Origin of the sequence: Collinsella aerofaciens (assembly GCF_040910265.1) — a bacterium.
GTDB classification, from domain to species: Bacteria; Actinomycetota; Coriobacteriia; order Coriobacteriales; family Coriobacteriaceae; genus Collinsella; species Collinsella aerofaciens_BK.
The window spans coordinates 50,405-64,836 of record NZ_JBDGAW010000012.1 but is presented as its reverse complement, the minus strand read 5'-3'; the positions used below and the strand labels follow the sequence as shown (position 1 = coordinate 64,836).

The following is a 14,432-nucleotide window of genomic DNA, read 5'->3' as shown; positions in this document are numbered from 1 at the left end:
GTTCTGCGACGTGTGCACCCCCGATCGCAAGCCTTTCGCCGGCGATCCGCGCGATGCCCTGCGCCGTATGTTCCACAAGGCCGAGAAGGCCGGCTACCTGCTCAACGTTGGTGCCGAGCTGGAGTATTACTACTTCCCCGACGAGCACACGCCCGAGCCGCTCGACAACGTGGGCTACTTCGACCTTTCGGTGAGCGACGCCGCCCGCGACCTGCGCCGCAACACAGTCCTTACGCTCGAGAAGATGTCCGTGCCCGTGGAGTACACCTTCCACGCCGCCGGCCGCTCGCAGCACGGCATGAGCCTGCGCCACGCCGAGGCCCTGAGCATGTCCGACGCTATCACCACGGCCAAGCTCATCATTAAGCAGCAGGCCTACGAGAGCGGTTGCCACGCCTCCTTTATGCCCAAGCCGCTGGCGGGCGAGGACGGCAGTGCCATGTTCCTGTGCCAGTCGCTGTTCGACCACGACGGCAACAACGTCTTTTGGGGCGAGGACGACGAGAAGTATCATCTCTCCGACGTCGCCAAGCACTATATGGCCGGCATCCTGGCGCACGCGCGCGAGATCAGCGCCATCACCAACCCCACCGTCAACTCGTACAAGCGCATCACCACCGGCGGCGACTCCGTGCCGCAGTACGCCACGTGGGGCCTGCGCAACCGCGCGAGCATGGTCCGCATCCCGGTCTACAAGCCCGGCAAGCAGCTGTCCACGCGCATCGAGCTGCGCAGTCCCGATCCCATGGCCAACCCGTACCTGGTCAACGCCGTCACGTTGGCGGCTGGTCTCGACGGCATCGAGCGCAAGCTGGAGCTCCCGCCCGAGGCCACGGCCGAGACGCTCAAGCTCACCGACCGTCAGATGCTCGAGGCCGGCTACACGCCACTGCCGCGCTCACTCAAAGAGGCTCTCGACGTGTTTGAGGACTCGCAGTTTATGAAGGATGCCCTCGGCGAGCACATTCACAGCTTCTTCCTCAAAAAGAAGCGCGCCGAGTGGCATAAGTTCGAGTCCACGATCACCGAGTGGGAGATTAAGCACTACCTGGCGAACTCCTAATCGCGCTGGCTTGTCCCAGTACGATTGAGCTCATTTCTTTGGAGGCCGATATGTCCGAAAAGAGTGCCCTGTTCATGGCGCGCACGACGCGCTTCCACGAGTTTGCCCGCAGCCTGACGACCACCCTGGGTGTCGAGGTGAGCCTGGCCACCCCCGATTCGCCGACTGCGGCGCACGACTTTGACCTGCTGATCCTCGATTCCGACGGCATCCGCAGCGACCGTATCGATCAGATTGCCAAGTGGCTCGACGATCGCGGCGGCGTTCCCATGCTGGTAATCGTCGACGACGAGGCGCTCGGCACCCTGCGCCTGCCGAATCACGCGCATGCCGACTTCGTATGCCCCACGGCGACGCCCAACGAGCTCAAGGCTCGTGCGCAGCGCCTGATGGGCGAGGAGGAGACTGTCACCGCCGACGACGTGCTCAACATCGATAACCTCGAGATTAACTTGGCTACCTACCAGGTGACGCTCGACGATGAGCCCATCGACCTGACGCTGATGGAGTACTCGCTGCTGAGCTTTTTGGCGACGCATCCCAACCGTGCCTACAGCCGCGAGGTACTGCTGCACCGCGTGTGGGGCTTTGAGTACTGCGGCGGCACGCGTACCGTCGACGTGCACATTCGACGCATCCGCTCCAAGGTGGGCCCGCAGATCGCGGCGCACATCACCACCGTCCGCGGCGTGGGCTATCTGTTTAAGGACTAGATTTCCACCACAAAGGGGACAGGCGCCTTTGTGGTGGTTTTGGCGCAGGCCGGGTCCTTTCGGGCCTGCGGCAGAACTTAAGCCTTCCTAAAAGATTGCGTTCTCATACACTTGCGCCCGCATATTGGGGTACAACTCAACGTGAACAATGATGGCCCGCCACATGTTTGGCGGGCCTTTGGTTATTTGACGAAAGGATCGCAGCCATGAGCGAGAACGATTCCCAGCGTCCCCAGGATGCGGGCAACGCCGGCGAGACGCAGCAGCAACCGCGCGTGCAGGTGGAGTCGACGCCTGCCGGCAGCAACATTCCCTACGTGCAGGCTTACGACACACAGACCGGCCAGCCGCTGGGTAGTCAGCAGGTCGTGAACAAGCACACGGTGGTCAAGACCAAGACCAAAAAGCTGCCGATCTTTATTACGGCGCTCGCCGGCTGCGCATGCGGCGCCCTGCTGGTCATCGCGCTTATCATGAGCGGCACGCTCGATATCGGTGGCGGCAAGAACGCCGTGACGGCGGGCGCTTCGGGCTCGTCGACGCAAAAGATCACCATCGACTCCGAGGACACCACGCTGGCCGAGGCCGTCTCTGCCAAGGCGCTGCCCTCCGTAGTTTCCATTACCGCCACTTCGAGCGGCAGCCAGGGCAGCTCGCTTTCACAGTCTGCCGACGCGTCGGATAGCTCGGGTAGTGTTGGTTCGGGCGTTGTACTCGATACCGAGGGCCACATCCTTACCAACAACCACGTGGTCGACGGTTACGACCAGTACGTGGTGACCATGGACGACGGCACCACCTACGAGGCCGAGTTCGTGGGTAACGATGCCTCGAGCGACCTCGCCGTCATTAAGCTCAAGGATGCCGACTCCTCCAAGCTCACCCCGATCGAGATTGGTGACTCCTCCAAACTCAACGTGGGCGAGTGGGTCATGGCGATCGGCTCGCCGTTCGGCAACGAGCAGTCTGTCTCCACCGGCATCGTGTCGGCGCTGTATCGCTCCACGGCCATGAGCTCTACCAGCGGCAACACCATCTATGCCAACATGATTCAGACCGATGCCGCCATCAACCCGGGCAACTCCGGCGGCGCGCTCGTCAACGACAACGGCGAGCTCGTGGGCATCAACTCGCTCATCGAGAGCTACTCGGGTTCCAGCTCGGGTGTTGGCTTTGCCATTCCGGTTAACTACGCCAAGAACATCGCCGACCAGATTATCGACGGCAAGACGCCGGTTCATCCGTACCTGGGCGCCACGCTCTCGAGCGTCAATGCGCTCAACGCTCGCACCAACAAGCTGAGCACCGATAGTGGCGCGTATGTGGCAAGCGTTGTGGAGGACGGTCCCGCTGCCAAGGCCGGTATCCAGGAAGGCGACGTCATCACCAAGCTGGGCGATGACGAGATCACAAGCGCCGACGGCCTGATCATCGCACTGCGTAGCCACGAGGTGGGCGAGAAGGTCGAGATCACGCTCGTGCGCGGCAAGGAAGAGAAGAAGGTCACTGTTGAGCTGGGCTCCGACGAGGAGCTGCAGAACCAGCAGCAGGACGACAGCTCGACCGACACCGGCAACGGCGGCATCACCGACGAGCAGCTGCGTCAGTACCTAGAGGAGCTGCTGGGCCAGCAGGGCCAGAGCCAGGGTCAGGGCTACGGCCAGGGATTCTAGCGAGCCGTTTCACACACATCGAAGCCAGAGGGGCTGCCCCGCCATGCGCGGGACAGCCCCTCTTTCCATAATGATTCCCCGGGGACGGAAGAAAACGGATCATTTTGAGCTGGCGAGGAGCTTGGTTCGGAATGGTCTGGACAGTTAGTTCAGATACGTATAAATCTGGGGCAGTCCGGGATGCGTTTTGAGCTGTTTTGGGATGGAAATGGGGCCCTGATGGGTGCTCGGAAGGAGAAATAAGCCGATCGTGCCGCTCCGAGACGACCAAATGGAGCGAAATGGCGCCATTTGAGCTCGATTCGGTTCGCAGATTTATACGTATCTGAACTAACTGTCCACCCCGATCCGACGGTTGCCGATTCGGTGCGGTTTGAGGCCACTATTCGGCCCCATCGAGACCGGTGGTACTCTTGTATCCGTTTGAAATCGAGCGAAGGAGTGCCGCTATGGAGCAATCGAGCCTGTTTGGTGACGGTGTGGACATCGATACCGAAACGCCCGCGAGCGCGGATGCCACCGCGCCGACCGATGCCCGCGCCCAGGCGGCAGCGCGCGCGGCCGAGCTGCGCCACGAGCTCGACTACCATGCCTACCGCTACTACATGCTCGATGCGCCCGAGATCACGGATGCCGCCTTCGACAAAATGCTCGTTGAGCTGCAGGAAATCGAGGCTACCTACCCTGACCTGGTGACGCCCGACAGCTATACCCAGCGCGTGGGCGGCTACGTGAGCGAGCAGTTTACGCCGGTCACGCATATGGCACGTATGTATTCCATGGACGACGCCATGGATCTTGATGAGCTTGACGCGTGGCTCCAGCGCACCGAGGATGCGCTCGGCGCCGGCAGCGTCACCTATACCTGCGAGCTCAAGATCGATGGCTTGGGCGTGGCGCTTACCTACCAGAACGGCACCTTCGTGCGCGCGGCTACGCGCGGTGACGGCACCACGGGCGAGGATGTGTCGCTCAACGTACGCACCATCAAGGACGTGCCCATGCATCTGTCCGAACCGGCGCTCGCTCACATGGGCGTCGACCGTGAGCGCGCCATCGAAGTGCGCGGCGAGGTCTACATGCCCAAGGGCAGCTTTGTGCGCCTGAACGACGAGGCCGATGCCGAGGGCCGCGACCCTTTCGCCAACCCGCGCAACGCTGCTGCCGGATCCCTGCGCCAAAAGGATCCCAAGGTCACAGCACGCCGCGACTTGGCTACCTTTATCTACGCCATTGCCGATACCGATCCGCTGCACGTCCATAGCCAGCGCGAGTTCCTCGACTGGCTGCGCAGCGCCGGCTTTAGCGTCAACCCCAACGTGGCCCGCTGTGCCACGCCGGCCGAGGTCCACGAGTTCTGCGCCCAGGCGCTTGAGCATCGCGGCGACCTGGACTACGACATCGACGGCGTGGTCGTAAAGGTCGACAGTTTCCAGCAGCAGCTCGACCTGGGCTTTACCGCCCGCGCGCCGCGCTGGGCCATCGCCTTTAAGTTCCCGCCCGAGGAAAAGCAGACCGTCCTGCGCGAGATTCGCATCCAGGTTGGCCGCACGGGCGTGCTCACGCCAGTCGCGGAGTTCGACCCGGTGACGGTCGCCGGTTCCACCATCGCGCGCGCCACGCTGCACAACATCGACGAGATCCGTCGCAAAAACGTGCGCGAGGGCGACACCATCATCGTGCACAAGGCTGGCGACGTCATTCCCGAGGTCGTGGGCCCGGTGCTCGACAAGCGCCCGGCCGATTCGGTCGACTGGCACATGCCCGAGGTCTGCCCCGTGTGCGGCAGCCCCGTGGTCCACGAGGACGGCGAGGTTGCCTACCGCTGCGTCTCCATCGACTGCCCCGCGCAGCTCAAGGAGCGCCTGCTCCACTGGGTGAGCCGCGGCTGCATGGACGTCGACGGCCTGGGTGACGAGATCGTCGACAAGATGATCGCCGCCGGCCTGATCCATGACGTTGCCGACTTCTACCAGCTCACAGTCGACGACATCGCCGGCCTGGACACGGGTCGCGTGGTAAAAGGAGGACATCGTAAGGGCGACCCCATGCTCGATAAGCATGGAAAGCCGATGCTCAACGCGGACGGTACTCCAAGGCTTTACAAAGCCGATCGAATCGTTAAAAATGCGGGCGAGCCCATACCGGTGGGTGTTAAGACGGCTGAAAAGATAGTCGAAGAGCTTAATAAATCTCGGCAGTTGCCGCTCTCAAGGATTCTATTCGCTTTGGGGATTCGCTTGGTGGGGAAGAGCGTCGCCGAGCTTATAGCCCGGCGTTACCTTTCAATTGATGCGCTTGTTATAGCTGACGAGGAAGATATAGCCCAGATCGAAGGGGTTGGACCGGAAATCGCAAATAGCATAAAGGAGTTCTTCTCTATTCCGGAAAATCTCGATGTGCTTCAGCGACTTCGCGAATACGGCCTTTCTCTCGAGGAAGACCTTATGGGCGCGATGCAAGCAGAGTCTGAAAAAGCTGGTATTTCCGCCGATCTCGCTTCAGAGCAACCGCTAACAGGATTGACTTTTGTTCTGACCGGTACACTCGAGAAACGCTCTCGTTCTGAGGCAGGGGATGCGTTGAAACTTTTGGGGGCCAAGGTGACGGGGTCGGTTTCGAAGAAAACCTCCTATGTAGTTGTGGGGGCGAATGCGGGCTCAAAGCTCACTAAGGCACAAGCACTTGGTGTGCCTGTATTGGACGAAGATCAACTTGAGGAAATAATCGAAACAGGCGAAGTGCCTGCGGCATAGGGAGGCTGTCATGGCGGCAGACGTGCTGTTTTTGGATGTCGAAACTCCAAATGGACACAATGATCGAATTAGTTCAATTGGGCTAATTCGATGTGACTGCAAAGGTACCGTCCTTGCAGAGGACTCCTATTTGGTTGATCCTGAAGAGCCGTTTTCGGAAATTAACATGAGGCTAACGGGCATTTCCCATGCTGACGTTGCCGGTGCTCCTACATTTCCGGAAATATGGTCACGCTCGTTGAAAAGCCTGTTTGACGGAGCCGCTCTGGTTGCCCACAACGCTTCATTTGATTTGGCGGTTCTGTGGAAGCTATTTGATGCCTATGAACTTGACAGGCCCGAGTGGAATTACGCCTGCACTAAAGAGCTTGCCAAGCAGTGGCATCCAGAATACCCAGACTATAAGCTTCCAACGGTTTGCCGATGCTTAAATCTTGAGATGGGGAGCCATCATCGAGCCTTGGACGATGCGGATGCTTGCAGGCGCATTTTCCATTCACTGATTATGGAAGACGAGGGGCATGTCCCCATGTTTGCACCGTATAGCCTTGGTACCGGTTGCGGACGACGCTCAAATGAAGGGGCTCCCCGCGGTTCGGCGCAGAGAGCGAAGTCGGAAAAGACTGCCGATTACTGCGATTTTCTAAATTTGTGCGAAATGATTGTCGCCAATGACAGGGTTGATGCCTTGGAGGCAATGTCGTCACTGTCGTATGTCGAAGAGCACGATAAGTTGCAAGGTGACCCTTTGCTCGACAATGTTTGTTCGCTTCTAGCCGCCGCTTTGGCGGATGGTGACATAGATGAGCATGAATCCGATCAATTGGTTGGTTTGTTACAGGGGATAATTAATCCCTGCTCTGACGGCGTGTCGCATCGACAGGTTCAAATTGAAGGAAAGAAGTTCTGCCTTTCCGGTACTTTCTATCACGGTTCAAAAGAGTGTATTAAGCAGTTTATTTTGCAGAACGGTGGTCAGGTACTGAGTGGCGTATCAAAGAAATGTGACTACGTAGTTGTTGGTGATGAAGGCAGCGATGCTTGGACTACAAAAAACTACGGAAGTAAGGTAAAGAAGGCCCTGGAGCTTCAGTCCAAGGGCGATGACATCCAGATTGTCAGTGAAGATGCTTTGGGGCTATAGCGGGGTCGTTTTGGTGTAACATAATTGTGTACACAATTATGTTAGGAGTGTGCCATGCCCGTTTGCGTTCCAATTAAAGATATGCGGGACACCGCAAAGTTCTCGGAGCTCGTTGAAACTACTACGGGTCCAGTGACTGTTACAAAAAACGGCTATAGCAAATTTGTTGTACTTCGATCTGAAGACTACGACCTCATGGTTCAGGAACAAGCTAAGGCTCGCCTGATGGCTCGCATAGCTGTTGCCGAGCGGGAGCGTGCTGCCGGCACGGCGCGTGATGCCTTTGAGGCTCTCGATGACCTTGAGGCAAAATATGGCCTATAACGTCAAGATTCTGCCTACAGCGGAACAAGAGGTTGACGATATCGTTGATTATCTATTGGGGCATGGTGTTTTTACTGCCCGGCGCTTTCTGGATAAATACCGTAGTCAGCTTCAGCTTCTTCGAAGTGGCGTAGTTGACTACGGCTTATCGAAATTACCTGAGCTTGCAGCGCTCGGTTACCATGCTTGCCTCGTTAATTCTTATGTAATGCTTTATTACTACGATAACGAGGACGTTGTGATTGCCCACGTTTTTCACCAAAGCCAAGATTATGCCGCATTGGTTGTGTCTAGAAATCGATTCGAGTTGCTGGATAGTAGCGATTAGTCGGAACCGCCCGGAGAGCTTAACGCTTTCCGGGCGGTTTTTATTTGGATGCGGTAACAGGCACCGTGATTTGCGTCACGTAGGTCGCCGGATCGTCGCTGATGATGTCGTCGATGAGGGCGATTTCGCGTGAGGGCCCGGCGGGGGACAGGTCGCGCTCGTGCATGTAGTCGAGCAGGAGCTCGTAGCGCGGGGCTGCCTGCCCGTGCGTGCCGCGGAAGCTAATGGTCAAACAGCGCGCGGCGGGGCGTACCTCGACATCGCCCAGGTAGTCATCCGTGTCATCCAGCAGCAGAAAGACCTCGTCGTAGCCATCGAAGTCGCCGGTGGCAATGCGCTCGGGCGCGATGCCCACACCCAGATTGCCAAGGAAAACGAAGGTCTCGTGCTGTCCTTTTTGCAGCTGGCGAATCTGCCACTCCAACGCATAGGCATCGGTGGGGTTGACGCGTTCGCGCAGCACGGCGCAACGAAGTTCGGGCGCGTTGACCTCGTAGATGGTATCGAGCTCAGCATCCAATGCGCCTCGCAACAAGGCAAGCCGGTTGTTGATCTTGCGTGAGACGCGTTCCAACTCACGGCGTTTACGTTCGATAAGCTCCTGCTGCTGGGCGAGTTGGCGCTGCATGAGGTCCACGTCGCGCGTGGTCACAAATTCGCGAATCTGCGCCAGTGGCAAGTCAAGAACGCGCAGGTTGCTGATGGTGTTGAGAGTGGAGAGCTGTCGCGCTCCGTAGTAGCGATAGCCGCTTGCAGGGTCGATATGCGCCGGCTCCAGCAGGCCCAGCTGCTCGTAATGGCGCAGTGTGCCAACGCTCAGGTTAAACAGGCGCGCCACCTCGCCAATGCGGAGCAGGCCGTCGGTATGTTCGCTGGACGTGTCAGTCACAGGATTACTCCTTTCGGCAGAAAGCGGGACGGGGTCGCCAGGCTCGCCCCGCTACGCCACGAGCTTGTCAAAAGTGCCGCGGCGGTTGAGCACCGTAAACGCCACCACGCAAATGACTGCCGAAAGAATCGACCCGCACGGCGAGGCGATGCCCATGGGAAACAGTGTGTCGGAATAGGCGTTCGACAGCAGCCATGCGCCCGGCACGCGAATGAGCGCCACGGCCAGCACGTTGTGCGCAAAGCCGATGTAGCTCTTACCGTACGCAGCGAAAAAGCCGCTAAAGCAAATGTGGATGCCGGCAAAGATCGCGTCGAAAATATAGCTGCGCATATAGCCGGTGCCGGCTGTGACCACTGCGGCGTCCTTGGCAAAAAAGCCGAGAAACGCCGGCGCCACCAGCCACATCAGCACCGTGATCAGGCAGCCGTACACCACCGAGATGGTCATGGCGTCCTTGAGCACCTGACGCGCGCGGTCGCCCTTGCCTGCGCCGGCGTTTTGCGCCGTGAGCGCGCTGACGGTGGCGCCCATGGAGCTCGGCACGATGAACAAAAAGCTGATCATCTTCTCGACCAGGCCCACGGCGGCGGCGTCGACCAGCCCGCGGTGGTTGGCGATAACGGTGATGAACATAAACGCCACCTGGATGCAGCCGTCCTGCACGGCCACGGGCACGCCAATCTTAAGGATGCTGCCGAGCACCTCGGTCTGGGGGCGCAGGTCGCTGCGCTTGACGTGGATGTTCGTGCGGCGGCTCTTGAGCCATACGAGCGCGAGGGCAACGCTTGCCGTCTGCGCGATCACCGTGCCGAGTGCCGCGCCCACGGGGCCGAGCCCCATGTGGCCAATAAACAGAAAGTCGAGCGCGATGTTGATGGCGCACGCCACGCCGATCACATACATGGGCGAGCGCGAATCGCCCAAGCCGCGAAAGATGGCCGAAAGGATGTTGTACGCGGCGATGCATGGAATGCCGATAAAGCAGATGCGCAGGTAGGCGGCAGTGCCTTCGACCGCTTCGGCCGGCGTGCCGATGAGCTCCACGATCTGCGGACACAGTGCGAGCAAGAGCGCGGCCAACACCACCGAGACACCCATAAAGAGCGTGATGGTGTTGCCGATGGCGGCCTCGGCGCGATCGAAGCGGCGCGAACCCACGGCATGGCCGACGATGACGGTCGTTCCCATGGCCAGGCCCACGAGCGTTACGGTAATGATATAGAGCGTCTGCGCGCCGTTGCCCACGGCGGTGATGCCGGCGGCGCCGCTAAACTGTCCGATAAAGTACAGGTCAGCCATGCCGTAGAGCATCTGCAAAAAGTACGAGAGCATATAGGGTAGGGCGAAGACCGCGATGGTCTTGAGGACATTGCCGCGTGTGAGGTCATGTTCCATGGGCGGGCACTTTCTGGCTTGGTTCATTTACGTACCAGTGTAGTGAAAACCCTACAACGATTGTAGAGTCAAGGTCCATGTTGCCGGTGGGGCGAAAAAATTGCGCCTTCAATCATTTCCATTTGAATACGGTCGCGTGCCACGCGGGCTTAGCGCCTGCGCCAGCCTTGTAGAAATCGATTTCGGAACACTTGACACCATCGCTCGGCGCGCAATAATACGTGCGTTTGCGAACAACGTTTGATGGGGGATGAACCTGCGTGCGCAATCTCAAAATACTGTTTTCCTACTTGGGGGCATACCGTCGCGATGCCATTCTCGGCGTGATGTTCGTCTCGGTTGAGACCGCGCTCGAGCTGTTTATCCCGGTCATCATGGCCAACATCATCGACGTGGGCGTGCCCACGGGTGACGTCAACTACATGCTGCTGCAGGGCGCATGCATGCTGGTGTGTGCGGCGTTTTCGCTGGTACTTGGCCTGGGCTACGCGCGCACATCCGCCCGCGTGGCCTCGGGCCTGGGCGCCAACCTGCGCGAGGCCGAGTATCGCAAGATCCAGACGCTCGCCTTTGGCAACCTGGACAACTACGATGCTAGCTCGCTTGTCACCCGCATGACCACCGACATCACCGTCATCCAAAATGCCATCGGCAACGGCTTTCGCCCCATGGTGCGCGGACCGGTGACGCTCATCGTCGGCCTGGTCTATGCCCTGGTGCTGTCGCGCCCGCTTGCCACGGTCTTTGCGATCATTCTGCCCGTGCTGGCGATCGTGCTGGGCGTCATCACCTATCGCGTCAGCCCGCTCTACCGCCAACTGCAGACCTCAATGGACCATCTCAACGGCGTGGTGCAGGAGGACCTCACCGCCGTGCGCGCCGTCAAGGCGTACGTGCGCGCCGAGCACGAGGAGGCCAAGTTCGACACCGTCAATACCGAGCTCGCGCACACGGCGACGAAGACCTTCGGCAACGCCGTGCTCAATCTGCCGGTGTTTCAGCTGTCGATGTACGTGGCCGCCATCTCGATCCTGTGGATCGGCGGGCGCATGATTATCGCCGGCGAGCTGGGCGTGGGCTCGCTTACGGGCTTTATGAGCTACGTGCTGCTGATCATGAACTCGCTCATGATGATCTCCAACGTGTTTTTGTTGCTCACGCGCGCGCTCGCCAGCGTGGAGCGCATCTCGCGGGTGATCGACGAGCAATCGCTTATCCAGGCGCCTGCGGCAGACGCGGCTGTGCACGAGGTCGCCGACGGAAGTGTCGAGTTCCGCGACGTGTCGTTTAAGTACCGCGCGGATGCTGCCGAAGACGTGCTTGAGCATATCGACCTTCGCATCGAGCCGGGCTCTACGGTGGGTGTGCTCGGCGGTACGGGCTCGGGCAAGAGCTCGCTCGTGCAGCTCATCGCGCGCCTGTACGACGCGACCGAGGGCGCTGTGCTCGTGGGCGGGCGCGATGTGCGCGACTACGACCTGGCCGCCCTGCGCGACGCCGTGGGCATTGTGCTGCAAAAGAACGTGCTGTTCACGGGTACCGTGCGCGAGAACCTGCAGTGGGGCGCGCCCGACGCCACCGACGAGGAGTTGCTGCGCGCCTGCCGTGCGGCGTGCGTGGACGAGTTCCTGGATCGCATCGGCGGGCTGGACGGCGAGTTGGGCCAAGGCGGCGCCGGTGTTTCGGGCGGACAGAAGCAGCGCCTGTGCATCGCGCGCACGCTGCTCAAGCACCCGCGTGTGCTCATTTTTGATGACTCAACCAGCGCGGTCGATATGGCGACCGATGCCAAGATCCGCGAGCATATCGCGCAGATTCCCGATACGACCGTGATTGTCATTGCACAGCGCATTGCGAGCGTCATGGATGCCGACCGCATTATTGTGCTGGACGACGGCCGTGTCCACGGTGTGGGCACGCACGAGGAGCTGCTGGCGGGCGACGCCATTTATCAGGAGATCTATGCCTCGCAGATGGAGTTTGCGGGGGATGCGGGCGTCGTGGATGGTGCAAATGCCCTGTCTTCCTCTGGCCCCAGTGGATCACCTCAAGCCACGGAAGGGAGTGAGCGCCATGCCTAAGACATCCGCTCAGGCCCGTCCCGCCAATCTGACGCAGACGCTCCGCCGCCTGCTCTCCTACATGGGTCACGCCAAGTTCTCGCTGCTCGCAGTTGGTGTGCTTGCCTCTGTGGCCGCCATCGCAAGCCTTGCCGGCACCTACATGGTGCGCCCCATCGTTAACGGTTTGGCCACGGGCGGGGAGGAACTGCTCGCCAGGCAGGTCATCCTGACGGCGATCATTTACGCCGCGGGCGTGCTCTCGGCCCTGGGCTACTCGCAGATTATGGTGCGCGCGGCCCAACGCGTGGTGTCCGATATTCGCCGCGACCTGTTCGCGCACATCCAGGCGCTGCCGCTCAGTTATTTTGACAGCACGCGCTCGGGCGACATCATGAGCTTTTTCACCAACGACGTCGACACCGTCTCCGAGGCGCTCAACAACAGCTTTGCCAACGTGATTCAGGCCGCCATTCAGGTTGTGGGCACCACGGCCATGCTCATCATCCTTAACTGGCAGCTCACGATTATCACGCTCGTGTGCGATGCGGCCATTGTGCTGTATGCGCGCTATTCGGGCGCGCGCTCTAAGCGCTTCTTTGCCGCCCAGCAGGCATCGCTTGGCGACCTGGACGGATATATCGAAGAGATGGTCTCGGGCCAAAAGGTCATCAAGGTCTTTAACCGCGAGGCAGCGAATGTCGCCGGCTTCACCTGCCGCAACGACGAGCTTCGCCGCACCGGCACCGCCGCCGTGAGCTATGCCAACTCCATGGTGCCCATGACCGTGGTGATTGGCTACGTCAACTATGCCATCGTCGCGGTGGCGGGCGGCATGCTCTGCATCAAGGGGCTCGCCGACGTGGGCGCGCTTGCAAGTTACCTGGTCTTTGTACGCCAGGCGGCCATGCCCATCAACCAGTTCACGCAGCTGGGCAACTTCTTGCTCAATGCGTTGGCCGGCGCCGAGCGCTTGTTCGCGGCTATGGACCTTAAGCCCGAGGTGGACGAGGGCTGCGTGGAGCTGGTGCAGACGGGCGACGCCGCGTGGGCATGGAAGATTCCCGAGGGCCAGGGCGTGGGCGCGTACGGGCACCTGCATGATGTGGCTGCCGTTGATGAGTCGGGCCGCGCGGTGTCTGCCGACGGTACCGAGCTCACGTGCGGCTTGGTCCCGCTTGCCGGCGACGTGCGCTTCCATGCCGTGGACTTTTCCTACGTGCCGGGCACCCGCGTGCTCACGGACCTCAACCTGTTTGCCAAGCCGGGGCAAAAGATCGCGTTTGTGGGCTCGACGGGCGCCGGTAAGACGACCATCACCAACCTCATCAACCGCTTCTACGAGGTCGATGACGGCGAGATCACGTACGACGGCATCGACGTCAAGCACATTGCCAAGGCCAGCCTGCGCGGGTCGTTGGGCATTGTGTTGCAGGATACGCACCTGTTTAGCGGCACCATTGCGCAGAACATCCGCTTTGGCAAGCTCGACGCGACCGACGAGGAGGTGCGCGCCGCTGCCGAGGCAGCCTGTGCGGATTCGTTTATCCGCCGCCTGCCTAGAGGCTACGACACGCCGGTTACGGCCGATGGCGCCAACCTGTCGCAGGGCCAGCGCCAGCTGCTCGCCATCGCGCGCGTTGCTGTGGCCGATCCACCGGTGCTCATCCTGGACGAGGCCACGAGCTCCATCGACACGCGCACCGAAAAGCTAATCGAGCGCGGTATGGACCGCATCATGCGCGGCCGCACCACGTTTATGATCGCGCACCGCCTGTCCACCGTCCGCGACGCCGATGCCATCATGGTCCTCGAACACGGCCGCATTATCGAGCGCGGCACGCACGAAGAGCTGCTCGCTCAGCACGGCGAATACTGGCAACTGGCGCATGGCTTAAAAGAGTTGGATTAACCCGTTCGAGTACGATGCTTTGACCCCTTCGTGCTCTTCACCTCGCTTCAAACCATCACAACATTCGACGTTTTTTGCCAAAATCGGGAAAAGCATCGAATGTTGTGATGGTTTTTCTGCCACTCGACTGGGTGGAATCGCTTTCTTGCGCACGAAGGTGTGCGGACCCGTG

The 14,432-nt window shown here is 60.2% G+C and carries 11 protein-coding genes; 9 read left to right on the top strand and 2 right to left on the bottom strand.

Annotated elements, in window-relative coordinates:
* From AB5Z14_RS06390 to AB5Z14_RS06360, 7 genes are all read left to right on the top strand, one after another.
* On the top strand, positions 1 to 1,063 hold a 1,063-nt coding region (locus AB5Z14_RS06390; RefSeq protein ID WP_368130776.1), incomplete at its 5' end, for a glutamine synthetase family protein.
* Positions 1,064 to 1,113: 50 nt separating this feature from the next.
* The gene (locus AB5Z14_RS06385; protein ID WP_022095077.1) at positions 1,114 to 1,776 is read left to right on the top strand and encodes a response regulator transcription factor; all 663 of its coding nucleotides are present in this window, start codon (positions 1,114 to 1,116) and stop codon (positions 1,774 to 1,776) included.
* Between the two features lie 206 nt (positions 1,777 to 1,982).
* Positions 1,983 to 3,449, top strand: coding sequence for a S1C family serine protease (locus AB5Z14_RS06380; protein ID WP_368130775.1), 1,467 nt, complete (start codon positions 1,983 to 1,985; stop codon positions 3,447 to 3,449).
* Positions 3,450 to 3,898: 449 nt separating this feature from the next.
* Complete coding sequence (gene ligA, locus AB5Z14_RS06375) at positions 3,899 to 6,205, top strand: NAD-dependent DNA ligase LigA (RefSeq protein ID WP_368130774.1); 2,307 nt, start codon at positions 3,899 to 3,901, stop codon at positions 6,203 to 6,205.
* A 10-nt stretch (positions 6,206 to 6,215) separates the two neighbouring features.
* Positions 6,216 to 7,349, top strand: a complete 1,134-nt coding sequence (locus AB5Z14_RS06370; protein ID WP_368130772.1) for an exonuclease domain-containing protein — start codon at positions 6,216 to 6,218, stop codon at positions 7,347 to 7,349.
* Between the two features lie 54 nt (positions 7,350 to 7,403).
* On the top strand, positions 7,404 to 7,673 hold the full coding sequence (locus tag AB5Z14_RS06365) for a type II toxin-antitoxin system prevent-host-death family antitoxin (protein ID WP_117635874.1): 270 nt from the start codon (positions 7,404 to 7,406) through the stop codon (positions 7,671 to 7,673).
* Positions 7,663 to 8,001 (top strand): type II toxin-antitoxin system RelE/ParE family toxin, encoded by a 339-nt coding sequence (locus AB5Z14_RS06360; RefSeq protein WP_368130771.1) that lies wholly within the window; start codon positions 7,663 to 7,665, stop codon positions 7,999 to 8,001. The genes AB5Z14_RS06365 and AB5Z14_RS06360 overlap by 11 nt, the downstream gene beginning before the upstream one ends.
* A 40-nt stretch (positions 8,002 to 8,041) precedes the next feature.
* On the opposite strand, the gene AB5Z14_RS06355 is transcribed toward AB5Z14_RS06360, so the two are convergent.
* Together AB5Z14_RS06355 and AB5Z14_RS06350 are read right to left on the bottom strand one after the other, a co-directional pair.
* Positions 8,042 to 8,890, bottom strand: coding sequence for a MerR family transcriptional regulator (locus tag AB5Z14_RS06355; protein ID WP_368130770.1), 849 nt, complete (start codon positions 8,888 to 8,890; stop codon positions 8,042 to 8,044).
* Positions 8,891 to 8,941: 51 nt separating this feature from the next.
* Positions 8,942 to 10,288, bottom strand: coding sequence for an MATE family efflux transporter (locus AB5Z14_RS06350; protein ID WP_368130769.1), 1,347 nt, complete (start codon positions 10,286 to 10,288; stop codon positions 8,942 to 8,944).
* A 260-nt stretch (positions 10,289 to 10,548) separates the two neighbouring features.
* On the opposite strand from AB5Z14_RS06350, the gene AB5Z14_RS06345 reads away from it, so the two are divergent.
* Both AB5Z14_RS06345 and AB5Z14_RS06340 read left to right on the top strand, forming a co-directional pair.
* Positions 10,549 to 12,369, top strand: coding sequence for an ABC transporter ATP-binding protein (locus AB5Z14_RS06345; RefSeq protein WP_368130767.1), 1,821 nt, complete (start codon positions 10,549 to 10,551; stop codon positions 12,367 to 12,369).
* Positions 12,362 to 14,260, top strand: coding sequence for an ABC transporter ATP-binding protein (locus tag AB5Z14_RS06340; RefSeq protein ID WP_368130765.1), 1,899 nt, complete (start codon positions 12,362 to 12,364; stop codon positions 14,258 to 14,260). Before AB5Z14_RS06345 ends, AB5Z14_RS06340 begins: the two co-directional genes overlap by 8 nt.
* Positions 14,261 to 14,432 lie beyond the last annotated feature (172 nt).